19 protein-coding genes and 1 pseudogene are annotated in these 19,993 nt (G+C 67.4%); 17 read left to right on the top strand and 3 right to left on the bottom strand.

Annotated features, from left to right (window positions below; genetic code table 11):
• Nucleotides 1-43 precede the first annotated feature (43 nt).
• The 13 genes from JMF82_RS11840 (at nt 44) to JMF82_RS11780 (ending at nt 11,025) form a co-directional block, all read left to right on the top strand.
• Nucleotides 44-436 (top strand): VOC family protein, encoded by a 393-nt coding sequence (locus JMF82_RS11840; RefSeq protein ID WP_201314785.1) that lies wholly within the window; start codon nt 44-46, stop codon nt 434-436.
• A gap of 85 nt (nt 437-521) precedes the next feature.
• Complete coding sequence (locus JMF82_RS11835; protein ID WP_201314784.1) at nt 522-1,040, top strand: cupin domain-containing protein; 519 nt, start codon at nt 522-524, stop codon at nt 1,038-1,040.
• Between the two features lie 236 nt (nt 1,041-1,276).
• A complete protein-coding gene (locus JMF82_RS11830; RefSeq protein WP_201314783.1) occupies nt 1,277-3,274 on the top strand; it encodes a biotin carboxylase N-terminal domain-containing protein in 1,998 nt (665 codons plus the stop codon).
• 65 nt (nt 3,275-3,339) lie between these two features.
• Complete coding sequence (locus tag JMF82_RS11825) at nt 3,340-4,239, top strand: hydroxymethylglutaryl-CoA lyase (RefSeq protein WP_201314782.1); 900 nt, start codon at nt 3,340-3,342, stop codon at nt 4,237-4,239.
• A gap of 81 nt (nt 4,240-4,320) precedes the next feature.
• Nucleotides 4,321-4,950, top strand: a complete 630-nt coding sequence (locus tag JMF82_RS11820) for a GIY-YIG nuclease family protein (RefSeq protein WP_201314781.1) — start codon at nt 4,321-4,323, stop codon at nt 4,948-4,950.
• A 100-nt stretch (nt 4,951-5,050) separates the two neighbouring features.
• Nucleotides 5,051-6,352 (top strand): histidine kinase, encoded by a 1,302-nt coding sequence (locus JMF82_RS11815; RefSeq protein ID WP_201314780.1) that lies wholly within the window; start codon nt 5,051-5,053, stop codon nt 6,350-6,352.
• The gene (locus tag JMF82_RS11810; RefSeq protein ID WP_201314779.1) at nt 6,349-7,110 is read left to right on the top strand and encodes a LytTR family DNA-binding domain-containing protein; all 762 of its coding nucleotides are present in this window, start codon (nt 6,349-6,351) and stop codon (nt 7,108-7,110) included. The genes JMF82_RS11815 and JMF82_RS11810 overlap by 4 nt, the downstream gene beginning before the upstream one ends.
• Nucleotides 7,111-7,151: 41 nt before the next feature.
• On the top strand, nt 7,152-7,526 hold the full coding sequence (locus JMF82_RS11805) for a hypothetical protein (protein ID WP_201314778.1): 375 nt from the start codon (nt 7,152-7,154) through the stop codon (nt 7,524-7,526).
• 64 nt (nt 7,527-7,590) lie between these two features.
• The gene (locus tag JMF82_RS11800) at nt 7,591-8,910 is read left to right on the top strand and encodes an amidohydrolase family protein (RefSeq protein ID WP_201314777.1); all 1,320 of its coding nucleotides are present in this window, start codon (nt 7,591-7,593) and stop codon (nt 8,908-8,910) included.
• Complete coding sequence (locus JMF82_RS11795; RefSeq protein ID WP_201314776.1) at nt 8,907-9,392, top strand: GNAT family N-acetyltransferase; 486 nt, start codon at nt 8,907-8,909, stop codon at nt 9,390-9,392. Before JMF82_RS11800 ends, JMF82_RS11795 begins: the two co-directional genes overlap by 4 nt.
• A gap of 9 nt (nt 9,393-9,401) precedes the next feature.
• Nucleotides 9,402-10,001 carry a YdeI/OmpD-associated family protein gene (locus tag JMF82_RS11790; protein ID WP_201314775.1) on the top strand — a complete coding sequence of 200 codons (600 nt, stop codon included), beginning with the start codon at nt 9,402-9,404 and terminating at the stop codon, nt 9,999-10,001.
• On the top strand, nt 9,995-10,462 hold the full coding sequence (locus JMF82_RS11785; RefSeq protein ID WP_201314774.1) for a GNAT family N-acetyltransferase: 468 nt from the start codon (nt 9,995-9,997) through the stop codon (nt 10,460-10,462). The genes JMF82_RS11790 and JMF82_RS11785 overlap by 7 nt, the downstream gene beginning before the upstream one ends.
• Nucleotides 10,459-11,025, top strand: a complete 567-nt coding sequence (locus JMF82_RS11780; protein ID WP_201314773.1) for a GNAT family N-acetyltransferase — start codon at nt 10,459-10,461, stop codon at nt 11,023-11,025. Before JMF82_RS11785 ends, JMF82_RS11780 begins: the two co-directional genes overlap by 4 nt.
• A gap of 28 nt (nt 11,026-11,053) precedes the next feature.
• On the opposite strand, the gene JMF82_RS11775 is transcribed toward JMF82_RS11780, so the two are convergent.
• A complete protein-coding gene (locus tag JMF82_RS11775; protein ID WP_201314772.1) occupies nt 11,054-14,251 on the bottom strand; it encodes a hypothetical protein in 3,198 nt (1,065 codons plus the stop codon).
• A gap of 226 nt (nt 14,252-14,477) precedes the next feature.
• Here JMF82_RS11775 and JMF82_RS11770 point away from each other — a divergent pair, with 226 nt between their 5' ends.
• The 4 genes from JMF82_RS11770 (at nt 14,478) to JMF82_RS11755 (ending at nt 18,941) form a co-directional block, all read left to right on the top strand.
• On the top strand, nt 14,478-15,239 hold the full coding sequence (locus JMF82_RS11770) for an SDR family NAD(P)-dependent oxidoreductase (protein WP_201314771.1): 762 nt from the start codon (nt 14,478-14,480) through the stop codon (nt 15,237-15,239).
• A gap of 101 nt (nt 15,240-15,340) precedes the next feature.
• Nucleotides 15,341-15,904: an elongation factor P-like protein YeiP gene (yeiP, locus tag JMF82_RS11765; protein WP_201314770.1), complete on the top strand. Its 564-nt coding sequence runs from the start codon at nt 15,341-15,343 to the stop codon at nt 15,902-15,904.
• Between the two features lie 118 nt (nt 15,905-16,022).
• Nucleotides 16,023-16,775 carry an N-acetylmuramoyl-L-alanine amidase gene (locus JMF82_RS11760; RefSeq protein ID WP_201314769.1) on the top strand — a complete coding sequence of 251 codons (753 nt, stop codon included), beginning with the start codon at nt 16,023-16,025 and terminating at the stop codon, nt 16,773-16,775.
• Between the two features lie 81 nt (nt 16,776-16,856).
• Nucleotides 16,857-18,941 carry an FUSC family protein gene (locus JMF82_RS11755; RefSeq protein ID WP_201314768.1) on the top strand — a complete coding sequence of 695 codons (2,085 nt, stop codon included), beginning with the start codon at nt 16,857-16,859 and terminating at the stop codon, nt 18,939-18,941.
• 483 nt (nt 18,942-19,424) lie between these two features.
• Here the strand turns inward: JMF82_RS11755 and JMF82_RS11750 are convergent, their stop codons facing one another.
• Both JMF82_RS11750 and JMF82_RS11745 read right to left on the bottom strand, forming a co-directional pair.
• The gene (locus tag JMF82_RS11750; RefSeq protein WP_201314767.1) at nt 19,425-19,832 is read right to left on the bottom strand and encodes an NUDIX domain-containing protein; all 408 of its coding nucleotides are present in this window, start codon (nt 19,830-19,832) and stop codon (nt 19,425-19,427) included.
• A pseudogene (locus tag JMF82_RS11745) lies at nt 19,829-19,993 on the bottom strand (7,8-dihydro-8-oxoguanine triphosphatase); the annotation flags it as partial. The gene JMF82_RS11750 and the pseudogene JMF82_RS11745, both read right to left, overlap by 4 nt.

Raw genomic sequence — 19,993 nt, 5'->3', positions numbered from 1 at the left:
GGAACCCGGCTTTGCGCTTCGATCGCCCATAAGGAGTGACGCCATGCTTGACCACATCGGCCTGCATGTTTCCGGCTTCGAACGCAGCCGCGAGTTCTACCGAAAGGTGCTGGAACCCCTGGGCGCCACGCTGGTGATGGAAGTGACGTCCGAACAGACCGGCGATGGCGATCATGCGGGCTTCGGCTCCGATGGCAAGCCGAGCTTCTGGATCGGCACCTCGCATAACGGTCATCCGGCAAGCCCCGTGCATGTCGCCTTCACGGCACCCGATCGCGCCTCGGTGGACGCCTTCCATCGCATCGCCCTCGCGGCGGGCGCCAAGGACAACGGCGCGCCGGGCCTGCGACCGCATTATCACGAGCACTACTACGGCGCCTTCGTACTCGATCCCGATGGCCACAACGTCGAAGCGGTCTGCCACCGTCCTGAATGAAGCGTGCGGGAGCCCGTGGCTTCCCGCACCGGCAACCTCGACGCGTTGGGGGGATACTGGCGATCCCACCCCGAGGACATCCGCCATGCCACGCCCGATCATGAACATCGCCGACGTCGAACTGCAGCCCTTTCCGCCCGGCATGGGCCCGACGGGCGAGACCGCCGAGCGCTTTGAAGCACGCATGGGCCGCTTCTCCACGCAGATCGGCGCACAGAAACTCGGCTACAACATCACCGCCGTGCCGCCGGGCAAGCGCGCCTTTCCGCTGCATTGCCATCGCGTGAACGAGGAGATGTTCTTCATCCTCGAAGGCACCGGCGAAGTGCGCATCGGCGAGGAACGCCACGCCATCCGCGCAGGCGACGTGATCGCCTGCCCACCGGGCGGCCCGGAGGCGGCGCACCAGATCATCAACACCGGCGACACCGAAATGCGTTATCTCGCCGTCAGTACCAAGCAATCCCCGGAAATCTGCGAATACCCCGATACCGGCAAATTCGGCATCATGGCCGAATACCCACCGGCCGCCGACGGCAAGCCGCAAGGTTTTCGCCACGTGAGCAAGGCGGAGCTCGCGGTGGGGTATTGGGAGGGCGAGTAAGCCATCCTCTCTCCGACCTCTCCCCTTCTGTGGGAGCGCACCCTGTGCGCGACCGCGGCGTGCCGTCAGTACCCCGGTGGCCGAGCTTTGGACAGCCCCTGCTGAATTACGCCTCGCCGCAGTCGCGCACAGGGTGCGCTCCCACAGGAAAAGCGGCTTGTCATGCTGCGCCGCGCATCGGCTACGGCACGCCAATCTGCTAGTTTTGGCAGCTTCGCATCCACCCCGGAAGCCGCATGTTCCAGCGCGTACTCATTGCCAACCGCGGCGAGATCGCCTGCCGCGTGATCCGCACCTGCCGGCGCCTGGGCATCCACACCATCGCGGTGTATTCGGAGGCCGACGCCGGCGCGCAGCACGTGCGCCTGGCGGACGAAGCATGGCCCATCGGCGGCCCGCGCCCTACCGAGTCGTACCTGCGCGGCGATGCCATCCTCGAGGTGGCGCGCAAGAGCGGCGCGCAGGCCATCCATCCCGGTTACGGCTTTCTTTCCGAAAACACCGCGTTCGCGCGTGCATGCACCGACGCCGGCATCGCCTTCATCGGCCCGCGCCCGGAAAGCATCGATGCGATGGGTTCAAAGGCGGCTGCCAAGGCGCTGATGGAACGGCACGACGTGCCGCTGGTGCCGGGTTACCACGGCGAGGACCAGTCGGCCGACGTGCTCGCCGAGCAGGCGCGTCGCACCGGCTTCCCGCTGATGATCAAGGCCGCCGCAGGCGGCGGCGGCAAGGGCATGCGCATCGTGCGCGGCGAAAAGGACTTCGCCGAAGCCCTTGCCTCCGCGCAGCGCGAAGCGGCCAGCGCCTTCGGCGACACGCGCGTGATCCTGGAGCGCTACGTGGATCATCCGCGCCATATCGAATTCCAGGTATTCGGCGACACGCACGGCAACGTCATCCATCTCAACGAGCGCGAGTGCTCGGCGCAGCGCCGCTACCAGAAGGTGCTGGAGGAAACGCCCTCGCCTTTCCTCGATGATGCGCGCCGCGCGGCGATGGGCGCCGCCGCCGTCGCCGCCGCCAAGGCCGTGGATTACGTCGGCGCGGGCACGGTGGAATTCATCGTGGGGCAGGACGGCGAGTTCTTCTTCATGGAGATGAACACCCGCCTGCAGGTGGAGCATCCGGTCACCGAGGAAACGCTCGGCCTCGATCTCGTCGAATGGCAGCTGCGCATCGCCGCGGGCGAGGCGCTTCCGCTCGCGCAGGAGCAGATCCAGGCACGCGGGCACGCGATCGAAGTGCGCCTGTACGCGGAAGATCCCGACCAGAATTTTCTGCCCGGTTCCGGCAAGTTGCTGAAGCTTCGCCTCCCCGCATCGTCGCGCCACGTGCGCATCGACGGCGGCGTGATCGAAGGCGATACCGTGACGATCTTCTACGACCCGATGATCGCCAAGCTGATCGTGTGGGACCAGGATCGCCCACAGGCCCTGCAGCGCCTGCGCGATGCGCTGATGGCCAGCGAAATCGTCGGACCGAAATCCAACATTGCCTTCCTCGAACGGCTGTCCCGTCACCCGGTGGTGGTCGAAGGACGCATCGACACCGGCTACCTCGATCGCCATCTCGCGGAATTCCTCGCTGGCGATGCCACGCCGGATGCGCGCGTGCTTTTCGCCGCGGCGGTGTCCGCGCTGATGGACGAGGAACAGGCCGTCGTTGCCGGCTCCGCCCACGGCGTCGATCCGCATTCGCCCTGGGCACGCGCGGATGCCTGGCGCGTCGGGCACGCCGGCAAGCGCATCGTCGCGTTGTCGCTGCACGGCCAGCGCCATGAAGTCGAGGCTTACGGCCACGATGGCGACTATCGTCTCCGCCATGGCGAAGACACCGCCGAGGTCCGCGGTGCTCGCCGCGACGACGCGGCGCTCAGCGCGCGTTTCGATGGTGAATCGCTGCGCGTGCAGGTGCGCGTCGATGCCTCGCGCATCACCGTGCACGACGCCGACGGCAACCGCCACGCGTTCGAACGTGCGCCCGCCTTTGCCTGGCAGTCGAAGGAAAGCGGCGGCGGCAACCAGGTGGTAGCGCCCATGCCCGGCCGCATCGTGCTGGTGAAGGCCAACACGGGCGACGCGGTGGAAGAAGGCCAGGAACTGCTGGTGATGGAAGCGATGAAGATGGAACTGGCGCTCAAGGCACCGCGCGCCGGCACCATCGCCCGCATCGGCGCGGCGCAGGGAGATTTCGTCGAAGCGGATGCCGTGCTGGTACGGTTCGCGGACTGAGTTTCGCCGTTGCTGTCCACACCCCCTCAACATTGTCAGCACCTCCAACGCGCTAGGCTCCGACCATGAACACGAGCAACCACGTACGCATCGTCGAAGTCGGCGCACGCGACGGCCTGCAGAACGAGAAGACGCTGCTGCCGACGGACGTGAAGATCGCGTTGATCGACCGTCTCTCCAGTACCGGCCTCAGCTCCATCGAGGCCACCAGCTTCGTGAGCCCCAAATGGGTGCCGCAGATGGCGGACGCCGCACAGGTCTACCTGGGCATCCGCAAGGTGCTCGGCGTGAGCTTTCCCGTGCTGGTGCCCAACGAGCAGGGCTACGAACGGGCGCGGGCGGTGGGCGTGACGGAAGTCGCCGTGTTCACCGCGGCCTCCGAAGCGTTCAATCGCAAGAACATCAACGCTTCGATCGACGAGTCGATCGAGCGCTTCATGCCCGTGCTCGACCGCGCGAAGAAAGACGGCGTGAAAGTGCGTGGCTATGTCTCCACCGTGCTTGGCTGCCCTTACCAGGGCGAGGTGCCGGTGGACGACGTGGTGCGCGTGGCGCGCCGCCTGCATGAGCTCGGCTGCCATGAGATCTCGCTGGGCGACACCATCGGCGTCGGCACGCCGGCCAAGGCGCGCGCGATGCTGCATGCCGTGGCGCAGGAAGTGCCGATGGCCGCGCTGGCCGTGCACTTCCACGACACCTACGGCCAGGCGCTCGCCAATATCCTTGCCTGTCTCGAGGAAGGCGTGCGCGTGGTGGACAGCGCGGTATCCGGTACCGGTGGTTGTCCGTACGCCAAGGGCGCCACCGGCAATGTCGCCAGCGAAGACGTGGTGTACATGCTGCACGGCTTGGGACTGCACACCGGCATCGACCTGGACATCCTGATCGCCACCGGCGCGTGGCTGGCCGGGCAATTGCACAAGGAGACGGCGAGCCGCGTGACGCGCGCCCGCACTGCCGCCTGATGGGCGAGTCCGGTGCGATGAGACGGCATGGGCTCATCCTGCCCTCGCCGGCGCCTCGCGACGACTGCTCCGCCCCCTGCCATGGATGAGGAATTCATCGAGCCGCGCTTCGCCCCGCGTGGACGCGCGTATGTCTACGTGCTTCCCTGCCGCGACGAAGACCTGCTGAAGATCGGCTTCTCGCGCGAACCGCTGCAACGCTTTCGCACGCTGCACCGCCGCTTCTTCGAGTTCTTCGACCTTGAACGCGGACTGTTGATCGAAGTGGATCGCGTGGCGCAGGCACGCCGTATCGAACGCCTGTTTCTCACCTCGTGGATCGACCAGCGCGCGCCCGCGCCGCTGGTGGTGCCTGCATCGGCCGCCGGACATACCGAGTGGTATCGCGGCATCGGCGCGGAAGTCACCGCGCTGGCACGCCGGCTTGCGCAGGACGAAGGCCTGGTGCTCCATCACCCGCTGCGCCCCTGGCTTGTCGCCGAGCTGTCCCAGCGGGCCGACGCGCTTTACGACTGGAGCGAGCGGATGCTGGCCGAGGCGATGCTCGAGCGCGAACATGCCGGTTTGCCGGGGCAAGGCCCGCTGGAGCTTGCGCTGCTGGACACGCTGGCGATGTGCGAAGCCATCGGCCTGCCCCTGGACGAACGGCTGCCTGAAGCCGTCGCCGAGTGGTATCGCTACGGCCCGCACCGCGGGCTTTACGGTCCGTAACGCCCTTTCCCGCGGGGGATTTCGTCCCGGCGTTTCCCGCTTTCGTCGCCCGGAGGCCCGTTTCATCGCCAGACGGCTTCCGGTGGCGACGAGGCTGGGTATGCTCCACCCCAACACCATTCCACAGGGTCGTGTCGTGTTGAAGAGCCTGCTATTCGTTGCCCGACTGGTCGTGGCGTGGTTCCTGGTGCTCCTGTTCGTGGCCCTCGTGCTCGCCGACAGCCCGCCGTTCCGCCATCACGATGTGGGCGGCATGGTCGTACTGCTGATCTTCATCGCGCTGTTGATGGTGGCCACCGGCGCGGTATCGCACCTGCGCCGCGTACGCCTGGTGGCAGGCCGCGTCGATGACGACACGCTGGGCAACCGCCAGCGCCGCCGCGTGGAAATCCCCTTCGATGCCGACGAGTCGTTCGACCTGCTCGACGCGGCCATCCGCGAACTGCCACGGACGGAAGAAGTGGAAAGCGCGCGCGACAGCCTGCAGATCCGCGCCAAGGTGCAGCGCCCGATCACCTATGGCCATCGTTCGTTCGGAAAGCTGGATCCCGGCACCTGGTTCGGCCATCTGCGCAACCAGATCTTCGCCACGGTGACGCCGGGCGACGGCAGCAGCAGCGTGACGCTCATCTGCGAGCCGGAAGCCGGCGCATGGAGCGACTGGTTCCGCGTGGACGACGGCACCAATCTGGAGAATGCCGAGGCGATCACCCGTGCCATCACGCGCCGCGTGGCCGAGAAGCGCCGCCACGAGAAGGCGCGCGCCGCGCAGTCGGAAAGCGAAAAGGAACGCACCGTCGCCCGCCTGAACCTGCTGCACGCCCAGGTCGAGCCGCACTTCCTCTACAACACGCTGGCCAGCGCGCAATACCTCACGCGCACCGACCCCGCCCAGGCCGACCAGATGCTGGGCCACTTGATCCACTACCTGCGCCACTCGCTGCCGCTGACCGAAGATGCGTTGTCGACCGTGGGCGACGAACTGGAACGCACGCGGGCCTATCTGGAGATCATGAAGCTGCGCATGGGCCCGCGCCTGTCGCTGGAGATCGACGTGGCCGACGTGCTGCGCCCCATTTCGCTGCCGCCAATGATGCTGCAGACCTTGGTGGAGAACTCGATCAAGCACGGCCTGGAACGCAAGCCCGGTGGCGGCACGGTATGGATTCGCGCGCGCCGCGACGACGGCAAGGTGGCGATCACCGTGGCGGATGACGGCCTGGGCTTCACCGGCGCCAGTGGCGGCACCGGCATCGGCCTTAAGAACGTGCGCGAACGCCTGCGCCTGATCTACGGCCCCGAAGCCTCGCTGTCGGTCGTGAGCAACGCGCCCGAAGGCGTGGCCAGCACCATCGTCGTGCCGGTGCGCGTCGCCAAGGACAGCACGGAGGCCACGTCATGACCACGGCCCTCATCGCCGAAGACGAAGTGCTGTTGCGCACGGCGTTGCGCGAACTGCTCACGACGACCTGGCCCGAGCTGGAGATCGTCGCCGAATGCGAAGACGGCGCCAGCGCGCTCGAAGCCATCGACCTGCATCGCCCCGACATCGCCTTCCTCGACATCCGCATGCCGGGCCTGAGCGGACTGGAAGTCGCCGCCGCCGCGGGCGAGGCCAGCCCGGGTACGCAGGTGGTGTTCACCACGGCCTACGACCAGTACGCCGTGGACGCGTTCGAACGCGGTGCGATCGACTACCTGCTCAAGCCCATCACGGCGGAACGCCTGGCCGCCACCGTGCAACGCATCAAGGCACGCGCCACGCCCGTACCGGACGCCGCGACGCTCGCCGCACTGCTGCGCGACCTCAGCGCCGGCGGTGGCCCGGGGCGCCCCCCGCTCACCTGGATCACCGCCAGCAACGGCCGCGAAACGCGCCTGATCATGGTGGACGACGTGGCTTATTTCCGCGCCGACAACAAGTACACCGTTGCCATGACCGCCGATGGCGAAGCGCTGCTGCGCACGCCGATCCGCGAGCTGGCCGGCGTGCTCGACCCCAACACGTTCAAGCAGATTCACCGCTCCACCATCGTCAACCTGCGCGCCGTGGCGTCCATCGTGCGCGACGACACGGGCAAGGGCACGCTGCGGCTCAAGCAGCGGCCCGAGACGCTGGTGGTGAGCCAGCCGTTCATGGCTTTGTTCCGGAACATGTAAGCCCCGTCCACGACGCGCACCCCACCGCGCACGAGATGATCATGAACAAGTTCATTGCATCGATCTGCCTGCTGCTTTGCCTCACCGGCTGCGAACGAGGACGCACCGTCGTCGTGCACGCCATGGCCAACGGCCACGACGTGGTCTACAGCCAGGTGAACGTCATCGGCCAGCTCGCCACCTTCCGCTGCCTGCGCAGCGAAACCGGCCAATGCCACTACACCGTCGTCGCCGACGACTGCGCGCCGGCCAGCACGGCCTGCCCCTCGCCGCCCAGGCGCTTCACCGTCGCCGAAGGCAACACCATGAGCTTCACTTCGCTGCCGTCCGGGTTCCGCAGCTGCGTGGCCGCCACGGCGGCGCCCGATGGCGATTGCGCGCCCCTTGCCGCCGCCATCGCCAGCGCCTCCCCCTGAAGTCACCTCGCTCCGTCCCACCCCATCTGGCTAGAATCGGGCCTTCGACGCATGGGGACCCGTGATGCGGTGGAATCGTTGGAAAGTGTGGCGTGGCGCGCTGGCCACCGTGCTGTTGGCGGGATCGGCGGCGGCCACGGCGGCAACCGCCAAGGGCGACGTCCTGCTGGTTCCCGACCGCGTTTGGACGGCTGAAGGCGATGCGGCCCATGCGGGCTGGGCCGTACTGGTGCATGACGGCGCGATTGCCGCCGTCGGTCCGCTCGGCACCATCAACGCCCCGGCCAGCGCCCAACGCATCGCCCTCCCCGGCACCACGCTGACGCCGGGCCTGATCGACCTGCATTCCCACGTGTTCCTGCATCCCTACAACGAAACCTTGTGGAACGATCAGGTACTGAAGGAGCCGCAGGATTACCGCACGCTCGAGGCCGCCGCGCATGCGCGCGCCACGCTCATGGCCGGCTTCACCACGCTGCGCGACCTTGGCACCGAGGGCGCGGGTTTCGCCGATGTCTCGGTCAAGCGCGCCATCGACGAAGGCATGATTCCCGGGCCACGCCTGTTCGTGGCGACACGCGCGATCGTGGCGACGGCAAGCTATGGACCGGGCCCGCGCGGGTTCCGCCCCGATATCGATCTTCCCGGTGGCGCCCAGGAAGTGAGCGGCGTGGATGAAGCGATCCGCGCCACGCGCGAACAGGCGGGCCACGGCGCCGACTGGATCAAGCTCTACGCCGATTATCGCGTCGGTGCCGACGGCAGCACGCAACCGACGCTGTCGCTGGCGGAAATGAAGGCCATAGTCGACACCGCACACCTGTCCGGGCGCCCGGTGGCCGCGCATGCCTCCAGCGACGAAGGCGTGCGCCTGGCCGTGGAAGCGGGCGTGGACAGCATCGAGCACGGCTACGGCGCCAGCGAGGCCACCTTCCGCCTGATGAAGCAGCGCGGCGTGGCGTATGAGCCCACGCTCACCGCGGTGGAAGCCACCGCACAGTATTTCGAGCACTACGTTCCGGGCCAGGGCGAGCCGACCGCGCGCATGCGCGAAGCGGAGCGCGCCTTCCGCACCGCGCTCAAGCTGGGCGTCACCATCGGCAACGGCAGCGACGTGGGCGTGTTCACCCACGGCGACAACTGGCGCGAACCGGCCAACATGGTGCGCGATGGCATGAGCGCGGCGCAGGCCCTGCATGCCGCCACCGACGTGGCCGCGCGCATCCTGCGCCAGCAGGACAAGTTCGGCCGTATCGCCCCGGGCTTGCGTGCCGACCTGGCCGCGTTTACCGGCGACCCCAGCACGCATATCGACGACCTCAAGCAGGCCGCCTTCGTGATGAAGGACGGCACCGTCTACCGCACCCCGCAGAACACGCCATGAGCCCTTACCTGATACGCCCCATCGAGGCGCGCGACAACGCCGCCATGGCCCGCATCATCCGCGCCGTGATGCCTGAATTCGGCGCCGACGGCCCGGGTTTCGCCATCCACGACGCCGAAGTGGACACCATGTACGAAGCGTACGCGCGACCGCGCAGCGCCTATTTCGTGGTGGAACGGGACGGCGCGGTCATCGGCGGTGGCGGCGTGGCGCCGCTGGAAGGCGGCGACGAAGGCGTCTGCGAGCTGCGCAAGATGTATTTCCTGCCCGAGGCGCGCGGCATCGGCGCCGGCAGCGCGATGATGCTGCGCTGTCTCGACGCGGCACGCGCGCACGGCTTCCGCCGCTGCTATCTGGAAACGCTGACCGGCATGGACGCGGCCCAGGCGCTCTATCGCAAACACGGCTTTACCACCTTGTGTGCTCCCATGGGCGGCACCGGTCATTTCAGTTGCGACCAGTTCTATCTACGCGAGTTGTGAGGTTTCATCATGGCCAGCCATGATCCACGCGTCGATGCCTATATCGCCAAGGCGGCGCCCTTCGCGCAGCCGATCCTGGAGCATCTGCGCAAGGTCGTGCACGAGGCTTGCCCCGAGGTGGAGGAAGGCCTGAAGTGGAGCATGCCCTTCTTCAGCTACAAGGGCTCGCTCCTGTGCAACATGGCCGCTTTCAAGCAGCACTGCAGCTTCGGCTTCTGGCTGCACAAGGACGTGGTGGGCGAGGCGGGCGACGACGGCATGGGCCAGTTCGGCAAGATCGCCACGTTGAAGGACCTGCCCGCGAAGAAGACCCTGGTCGCGCACGTGAAGAAGGCCATGGCACTGGTCGACGGCGGCGTGAAACCAAAGCGCGCGGCATCGGCCAAGGCGCCGGCGGTGGTGCCCGATGACCTCGCCGCGGCCTTTGCGCAGCGCGGGCACGCAGCGTCACGCAAGGCCTTCGAAGGCCTTCCGCCGGGCGCCCAGCGCGAGTACATCGACTGGATCAACGAGGCGAAGACGGACGCCACGCGCCAGAAGCGCCTGGCCACCACGCTGGAATGGCTGGCCGAAGGCAAGCGCCGCAACTGGAAGTACGAATCATGCTGAAACCGCCTGTGCTGCAATTCGAAGTCGACGACCCGACGGCCGTGGATGTCGCGCCACTGATCCAGCAACTGGACGGCTATCTCGCCGAGCTGTATCCCACCGGCAACATCCATCCGGTGTCGGTCGACGAACTCACGCAGCCGAATGTGACCTTTCTCACGGCGCGCGTCGACGGCACGCCGGTGGCCTGCGGCGCCTGCGTGCGCCACGACGACTACGTGGAAGTGAAGCGCATGTACGTGCTGCCCGCCTGTCGCGGCCTCGGCCTGGGCAAACAACTGCTCGAGGCCCTGGAGCGCGAAGTGCGGCGCAGCGGAAACACGGTGGTCCGCCTGGAAACCGGTACGGCGCAGGCCGAAGCGCTCGAGCTCTACGAACGCGCGGGCTATCGCCGCTGCGCGCCCTTTGGCGACCATCGCGCCAACCCTCTCAGCATCTGCATGGAGAAGTCGCTCGCATGATCCGCACCGCCCGCCCCGACGACGCCGCGGCCGTCCACGACATCTACACGCCCTCGGTACTGCGCGGCGTGGAGACCTTCGAGACCGACCTGCCCGGCGCCGATGCGATGCGCGAGCGCATCGTGACGCGGCTTCGGCAATATCCATGGCTGGTCTGGGAGGAGGACGGCCGCGTGCTGGCCTACGCCTATGCCAGTCGTTTTCGCGAGCGCGCCGCCTACGACTGGATCGCCGAGACGTCCATCTACGTCCATGCCGATGCGCGCCGCCGCGGCATCGCGCGCCGGCTTTATGCTGCCTTGCTTGACGTGATGCGGCTGCAGGGCATCAACCAGGCCGTGGGCGTGATCACCCTGCCCGGCGAAAGCAGCGTGGCGATGCACGACGCCATGGGGTTCACCCCGGCGGGTGTCTGGCGCAGCTGCGGTTACAAGCTCGGCCAATGGTGGGACGTGGGCGTGTGGCAGAAGCAGCTGCAGGCGCCGGAGCATCCGCCACGACCCGTGACGCCCTTCCCCGAGCTCGCCGGGACGCAGGCCTTTCGCGAATGGCTCGCGCGATGAAGCGCCGGCCGTCGCCATGCGCGACGGCTCAATGCAGCGAATTGATCGCCTTCACCAGTCCGCCCACCCAGTCCCATGCGCTGGGAAGGAAGACCATCACCAGGATGGAGCCGAAGGCCAGCAGCTTGGGCCACAACGCCGACAACGCCCCGCCCAGCGTGAGGTGATCCTTGTCGGCGGTGAACATGCGCCCCAGCAGTGCGTCCTTTTCCAACTGCAGCACGGCATACACGATGGCCGCGAAGGACAGGCCCAGCAGGATGGTGGCCGCGGTGGTCTGCAGCCGCGGGTAGACCGGCGGGTAGACCTGCATGAGCATCAACGCCAGCGTGGCGCCCAGCACGGCGCACCATGCGCATGTACGCACGGCGGCCGCGGCCAGTTTCATCTCCGACACCAGTTGCGCCTGCCAGACAGGGAACGACGGCCCACCGGCGCCGAACGGCCACGCGTGGTCGAGCAGGCTTCGCGTCTGCGCTGCCCACGCCGACTGCGGTTGCCTGCGCCATGCATCGTAGTTGTCGCTGCGCATGACGATGTTGAACGGGCTGCGCGGGCGCTCATCGAGCAGGCAGGGCGTGGGCCACTCGGCCAGGCCCGTCTTCTCGCGCACCAGCGGTATCACCTTGGCCAGTTCCAGGCAGGTCCGCCGCCAGCGATCGAAGGTCTCGCCCAGCAGCACGAAGAAGAAGGCGCTTCCGCCCAACGCGAAGATCCCGCTCAACTCGGAAATCCAGGGGTGATCGGTGTTGGTGGGCGTCATGTCATTGACGCTCAGCGGCAGGCATACCAGCAAGATCAGCGCGCCCGCCACGGCATGCCAATGCCCCTGCTGCCTGAGGCGCACGCCAAAGCGCGAATCCTCGCCCATGGCCTGGGAGAGCACGTTGCTGTGCGCGTTCCAGTCGAGCAGGCGCAGGGCCGCGAACGCGACGAAACACCCATAGCCCAGGCACAACGCCAGCAACGCCCACGGGTCACGTCCATGGGCGAGGTTGGTGTCGCCATAGGAAGGCGGCGGCAGCATCGTGATGACCTTGGCACCGGCAATCACCAGCCCTGCGAGAGCAAACGCCAGCCACGCGAGAAGCCATCCCGACGAGGTGTGGCGGAGCGGTTCCGCGGCGTTCGGCGTCACGCGCATCCATCGCAAAGCGTGGCGGCATACGGGAAACGCCACCAGCGAAACGTCGCGTCCGTTCCATGCGAGCCACGAAGCCACCGCGAGCATCACGGCGAAGAACAGGGTCATCGCCAGGTACACCGGCTCCTGCAACTGGATGCGCGCGTCGGCCACGATGAGGATGTCCTGCCGCCCCTGCGGCAGCGGCTTCGCCTTGCAGGGACTTGTCGCGATGGCCGTGTCCGATGGCTTGCTCTGGATATCCACGTACTGGAAGCCGGCGAGCGTGGCCACCAGCATCGGCGGCGCCAACCAGGTTTCATCGGCCGCGGTGAACGTATCCTGCTTCTCCGCCGGCAGATACTGCAGCCTCGCCAGTCGCGCCGCGGCGCGAAACATGTTGGCGGCGTAGTCGGTGGCGAAAGCGAAATGCCGCGGCACCAGGGGACATGTCCAGGTGTCCTCGCCAGTCGATGACAGGCTCCGTTTCCCTTCGCCCGGCGGGCACGGCATCGGCTCGTTGTCGCTGTTGAGGCAGATCAGGCTCTGTCCGGCGGGCATGGTGATGCTGCCGCGACTGATGTCGCGATAATCCGGATGCGCCAGCAGGTTGTCCTGTTCGAGCACGATGGGCAGCGACCCCGGCAGCAGGTCCCTGACTTCGCTGAGCAGGAACAACCGGTCGCGCACGTCGGTCGCCACGATGATCACCGCGGCGGGACGAATGTACTTCTTCAGCGCATCGAACGTCTGGTAAAGCATGAGCTCGTCCGAACGCGACGTGAGGCTTGGCTGGTAGGTCGGCGGCTGGTCCGCGCTCTTGTCCACGCCGGTAAGGTCGAGTTCGAGCAGGCGATCGGGCAGGAATTGCTTGCGCTGCGCGTCTTCGTCCTGCCTGGCCTTCACGTGCTCGGCGCGGATCGCCGCGATATTGGGCGGAAACTGCACGTTGACCAGATGCCCCCAGCAATGCTGCCCGGCGCTGCTTTCTCCTTCGTGGCGCCGCGTGCAGATCGCATTGCGGGGGCCGAGACGATCGGTGGCGAGATGGCGTGCGCCTTCGCCAAAGCTCGACTCCTCGCTGAGCACGACCACGTTGCCATCGGGCCCGAGGCGTGGCTCCAGGTAGTCCATCACCGTGTCCATCTGGTCGGCCACGCTGTAGGCCAGCGCGCGGTACTCGAACGACACCTTGAACGAGGGCACGTCCGCCGCCTTGAGGTACGCGTGGGAGTTGATGTTCTCGTTGTCGTCCACGCTGGCCGAAGGTGACACCAGGCGGATCTTGAGCCCGCGGGCCCCGGAACCCGCGCAGGTCCAGGCGGCGGCATCGGCAGCTACCCTGCCGAGAGCCGCCGCCATCGACTCCATCGAGCCGGAGAAGGATGGGCCAATGACATCCAGCCGGCGCCCGCAGCCCAGCGTTTTCATCAGCCCGTCGGACGACTTGGCGTCCTTGGCGATGGCGTGGCAGTCGAGCGACGCGACATCGGCAGCCGCCCCCAGGTCCTGCATGCCGTCCACGGCCATCACGCAGCGCGCGGCCACGTCGAAAGCCTCGGGATGCACGCCGGACGTCGGTGTTTCGCCGACCACGAACAAGGCGTAGTAGGTCGAACCGCAGAAGGCCTCGGGGTCCGGCGGCGCATGGCAGCCACGCCAGTTGTCATGCCGGAACAACAGCACGCCGGGCAGGTTGCGTGCGGGGCCGTCGCTGCCGGGGTAGCTGTCGCCATCGCCCGGCTTGCGCGGCGACCACGCCAGCGCGAAACCGTCCAGCGCGTAACCGCTGGCCTGGAAGGCGCTGATCACGGCGCCGACCTCGACATCGAAGGCGCGCCCCAGGCGCGTTTCCAGCGGATCGGGAAGTGCGATGACCGCGGCCTGCACCCGCACCGATGCATGGCTGGGCAGATGCGCAAACGGCTTCAGCGGATCGGCCAATTGCGAGGTGGTCATGAAATAGCCCGGGGGCGCGTCCGTCGCCCGTGCCACGCCCGCGGGCAGCAGGCATGCAACGGACAGCGCATGCCACAGGACCAGCACCGGCAAGATGCGGGCGAGTCCCTTGCCGTGTCGCGGCTTGTCTTCCCCCAGCTCCATGGCAGCCCTCCTCCCGTGGCGGCGCCTGTAGCCAACTCTTTGGGTTTTACTCCGCTGCACTGCAAAAAGAGCCCGGAAAATGGATATAACCGGCGCCGACAAAAGCTCTAAGTACGGCTATCGGTGATAGGCCGGCCGCCCACCCGGGCGCCTGCGGCGGCCTTGCGGACCGGATGGTGCCCGCTGGGCTACCATTGGCGTTTTCCAACCGCTTTACGGACTTCCCGTGCAGCTCAATCAGGTCAAGGCGATCATCACCGGCGGCGCCTCCGGTCTCGGCCACGCGGTGGCGCAGTATCTGGTCGCCAACGGCGGCAAGGTCGCCCTGTTCGATGTGAACGAAGAAAAGGGCCAGGAAGCGGCCAAGGCGCTGGGCGGTCACTTCCATCGCACCGACGTCACCTCCGAGGAAGGCGTGAGCGCCAATGTCGCCGCCGCGCGCGAGGCCATGGGTGGCCTCAATGTGGTGGTGAACTGCGCGGGCATCCTGGGTGCCGGCCGCATGCTGGGCAAGGAAGGCCCGATGCCGCTCGGCACCTTCGCCACCACCGTGATGGTGAACCTGGTGGGCAGCTTCAATGTCGCCAAGGCCGGCGCCTCGCTGATGCAGAACAACGATGCAGGCGAGGACGGCGAACGCGGCGTCATCATCAACACCGCCTCCGTGGCCGCCTTCGAAGGCCAGATCGGCCAGGCCGCCTACTCCGCCTCCAAGGGTGGCGTGGTCGGCATGACGCTGCCGATGGCGCGCGAGCTGTCGCGTTTCGGCATCCGCGTGGCGACCATTGCGCCGGGCATCTTCTGGACGCCGATGGTGGACGGCATGCCCCCTCAGGTGCAGGAATCGCTGTCGGCTTCCATCCCGTTCCCCTCGCGCCTGGGCAAGCCCGACGAATTCGCCAACACGGTGGGCTTCATCCTGGGCAACCGCTACATCAACGGCGAAACCATCCGTCTCGACGGCGCGGTGCGTTTGCAGCCGAAGTGAGGGAATAGAGAATCGGGAATGGGGAATAGCGAAAGCCCCGCCCGTGCCTCGCTCCCTGCTTTTACTCCTCCCTATTCACCATTCTCTATTCCCTGACTCCCATGAAAGCTTCCGACGTCAAGAAAGGCAACGTGATCGAACACGAAGGCACCGTGTACCAGGTGCGTGACATCGAGCGCAGCTCGCCGACCGCGCGTGGCGGCAACGTCACCTTCCGCTTCACGCTGTATTCGATTCCCGGCGGTCGCAAGTTCGACCTGAGCCTGCGCGCCGACGACGACCTCAAGGAAATGGACCTGCTGCGCCGCGCGGCCAATTTCTCGTACATGGACGGCGACGCCTATGTGTTCATGGACAACGAGGACTACACGCAGTACACCCTGGGCCCTGAACTGGTGGGCGACAACGCCGGCTACATCGTGGAAGGCGTCGAAGGCTATTACGTGCAGGTGATCGACGATGCACCGGTCGGCCTGCAGGTGCCCACGAGCGTCGCGCTCACCGTGGTCGACACCGCGCCGGAACTGAAGGGCGCCAGCGCCACCAAGCGCACCAAGCCCGCCAAGCTCAACACCGGCGTCGAGATCCAGGTGCCCGAGTACATCACCAACGACGAGAAGGTGTGGGTGAACACGCTGACGGGCGAATTCGCCGGCCGCGCCTGATCATTCACTCGTTTCGCAGCGTCGACGGCGTCCGGTGTTCCGGGCGCCGTTTTCGTTTCGCTTGACCTCGCCAGCGCGGTGCGGCAGCTTCGCACCATCCCGTCGCGACGTGACCGCCATGCCATCGACCCATGCCCGGCTTGCGCTGCTGTCCTCACTGATGCTCCTGCTGTGCGCCTGCGCGCCGGCACCCGTGCGCAACCCCATCGCGCAATGGGTACCCTCGCCCAATGCCGACCAGCGGCGCCCGGTGCTGATCGTGGTGCACTTCACCGACGAGGCATCCGCCGAACAGGCGCTGCATACGCTGCGCACGGCGAACAGCGGCGGCCCGGTGAGTTCGCATTACCTGGTGGGCCATGACGGCCGCATCTATCAGCTGGTGTCCGATGACAGGCGCGCCTGGCATGCCGGTGCGGGGCATTGGGGCACCATCACCGACGTCAACTCGGCATCGATCGGCATCGAGCTCGACAACGACGGGCACTCGCCTTTCACCCAGCCGCAGATCGACAGCCTGTTGCGCCTGCTGGCCGACCTCACCGACCGGCTGCGCATCCCGCGCACCCAGATCATCGGCCACGAGGATCTCGCCCCCGGACGCAAGGACGACCCGGGACCGCGCTTCCCCTGGCAGCTGCTGGCCGACGCCGGCTTTGGCCTGTGGCCGCGCGGCGTGCTGGCCGACCCGCCGCCGGGCTTCGACCCGTGGATGGCATTGGGCCTGATCGGTTATCCGCTGGACGACCGGGCCGCCACGGTGCGCTCGTTCCACCACCATTTCCGCGGCATGGACGGCAATGAGCTGGATGCGCAGGACCTGCGCGTGCTCTACGCGCTGTCGCGGCAGCTTGGTGCCGGCGCCGATTGAGACCACCGCCACCGGAATCGTAGCGCAGGCTTCAGGCATGGTACGGCACAATGGCGTCCGTTTAGGAGCGAACGAAGCGTCATGTCCACGAGCGGATATTCCCTGCGCGCCACGGTCGTCGACAGCCTGTTGACGGCCAAGCGGCCGGACGTGCCCGTGCGCGTGGTGGTCCGCAACACGGCGGCGGTGATACTTCCACTGGCCGTCGGGCTCGCCAGCGGCCATCCGGGCATCGGCCTCGGCATCGCGGCCGGTGCGCTCGACACCATGTTTTCCGACCAGCCGGGCCCCTACCGCCAACGCCTGGCCCGGCTTCTCCTCGCCTCGCTCGCCGCGGGGCTGGCCTCGTTGATCGGCTTCCTGATCGGCGACCAGCTGATGCCGATGCTGGTCGCCACCGCCGTGTTCGGCTTCCTGGGTGGCCTGTTGGTGGTGTTCGGCCCGGACATGACCCGCGTAGGCATGACGAGCATGATCCTGCTCGTGGTCACGGCCGCCACGCCGCGACCATGGAGCGAGGCGATCGGCGCGGCCAGCCTGATCTTCGCCGGCGGCCTGCTGCTGGCCATGTTCTCCATCGCGGCCTGGCCGCTGCAGCGCTACCGGCCGGAGCGCCATGCGCTGGCCGCCGTGTATCGCGGCTTGTCCTCGCTGGCGCGACAGCAGGCGCACGACGATGCCGACGTGCCCGCGCTCACCGACGCCATGACCACGCTGCAGCACACGCTGCTCGGTCGCCATCACGCCCGCGGCCGCGCCATGGAAGCGTTCGGCGTGCTGCTTGAACTGGCCGAACGCATTCGCCTGGAGCTCACCGCGATGGCGGAACTGCGCGCCAGCGCATCCATCCACGCGATGTTCCGTGGCGATGCGGCGCGCGTGCTCGCCGCCATCGCCGATGCGCTGGAAACCGGCGAACCGCCGACGCAAGCCGAACGCGCGCTGCAAACGCTGCAGGCCAGCGAAAACGCCTTGCTAGGCGATGGTGGCAACGCGGACGGGCTGGCCACGCATATCCATGCCCTATCCGGCCAGCTCGCCGCCGCGGTGCGCAATGCGAACTGGGCCGGCAGCCGCGGCGAACTTCGCGCGGCCGCCGCCGAAACCCCACTGCCCGCCGCACTGCGCAGCAGTTCCGCGCGCGCCACGCTGCGCGCCAATCTCACGCCGCATTCGGTGGCGTTCCGCCATGCGGTACGCAGCGCCATCACGCTGAGCGCCACCTTGTTCGTCGCGCGACAGCTCGCCCTGCCCCATGGCTACTGGTTGCCGATGACCGCGGCCATCGTGCTGCGCCCGGACTTCGCGGCCACCTTCAACTTCGGCCTGTTGCGCGTGGTCGGCACCGTGCTCGGCCTGGTGCTCACCACGGCGTTGCTGCACGTCACGCCGCATGAGACCTGGGCGCATCTCGCGCTGATGGCGGTGCTGTGCATGTCCTTCCGCTACCTTGCCACCGCGCACTATGGCGTGGCGGTAGCGGCGCTGACCGGCACGGTGGTCATCCTGCTCTCTTTGGAAGGCGTGAATTCCAGCGACGCCGTGGTCGACCGCGTGATCAACACCGCGCTCGGCAGCGGCTTCGCCCTGCTCGCCTACGTGCTCTGGCCCACCTGGGAACGCGGCCGCGCCCGCGCCGCGCTGTCGGACATGCTCGATGCGTACGCCGACTACCTGCACGCTCTGGCGCGTCCTGAGCGACGCGATGGCCGCCGCGAGGCGCGCACCGCGGCACGCACGGCCCGCAGCAACGCGCAGGCCTCGCTGGACCGCATGCGCTCGGAGCCGGGCACGCCACAACCACTGCTGGAACTGGCCACTGCCCTGTTCGCCAACGGCAATCGCCTGGCGCGCACCGCGATGACGCTGGAAGCCTTGATCGACGACCACGACAACCTGCCGGAAACGGCGGAAATGTGCGCCTTCGTCGACCATGCATCTTCCGCACTGCACGAGATCGCCTCCGCCCTGCGCATGCAGCGCACGCCCGAGCGCCTGCCCGACCTGCGCGGCTTGCAACGCACGTATGCCGCGCTGCTCAACATGGGGGAGGACCGGCAGGCGGCCGACCTGCTGATGCGCATTACCGATCGATTGGTGGACAACGTGAATACGTTGGCGCATATCACGGGTCGCAACCGGCATAAGTCGGCCGCGACGGTGTGACTGTTTGTTGTCTTCGTCCCGTCCGATGATTCCGCCAGTGTGCTCGCCTGCCGCGGGCTTCCGCTCGCCTGCCGGCGAGCGGGTAACTTCTCTTTGTCTCGCCAAAGAGAAGTCACCAAGAGAAAGGCGACCCTGATGTCCCGCCCCTTCGGGGGCGCGGCCGGGAGGCGGGGTGGATCGACAGGGCGTCCTGCCCTGACGATCCACTGGCCGGCCTCCATGCCGGCCACCCTTCGGGCTATTCCGCCTCCCGACCGCTCGGGCCATAAGGGGCCCGTTACAGGCTCGAGCCGCTGCGCGGCTCATCGCCCTGCGAAGCACCGGCGCACTTTGGTGTTGTGGGAGCGCACCCTGTGCGCGACTACGGCCCCACCTTTCGCCTCGTCAGCCGGCTTTTGACGGGCCGATTGGCAGCGCGAAATCGACATTGAAATTCGGGGCGTGCGCGGGAGCAGATGACCGCTTTCACCCGGCGGTGAATGACTATGCATCCACCAGCAGCGGCAGGATCTGCTCCCCGCTCAACCGCGCGATCAACACATCGCCCGGCATTGCCGGGTCGATCCACCGGACTTCCTCGATTTCCGCCCGCGCCTCGATCGATCCTTCGATGCACACCTGATACACCTCGGCCTCCACCAGGTGACCCGGCTCATTGGCCGCAGGCGCACTGAAACGTCCCAGCCAGCGCGCGCTCTCGCGCCGCATGGTGCAACCCAATTCCTCGTGCAGCTCGCGCGCCAGCGTATGCAGGTCGTCGTGGTCGCCTGCATCGCGCTTGCCACCGGGCTGTTGCAACACCTCGGCACCACGCTTGCGCACCATCAGCACGCGGCCATCCGCATCGCGGATCACCGCGGCGACGATGCGGATCAAGGTGGCCGCGCTCACAACCGGGAGAACGCCCACGACTGCATGCGGCCGTCCTTGTACGGCATCACGCCGTGGAAGGGACGCGGATCCTCGTCGAATACCAGCGGCAGGAAATGACGGTCGCCCTCCCACATCGGCAGTGCCATCAGGCGGTCCAGCGGCACCCATTCCAGCGTGCC

Origin of the sequence: Dyella sp. EPa41, from assembly GCF_016586165.1 — a bacterium.
GTDB lineage: Bacteria > Pseudomonadota > Gammaproteobacteria > Xanthomonadales > Rhodanobacteraceae > Dyella.
The sequence above is the reverse complement of the archived record's forward strand: the minus strand, read 5'-3'. Positions and strand labels throughout refer to the sequence as shown.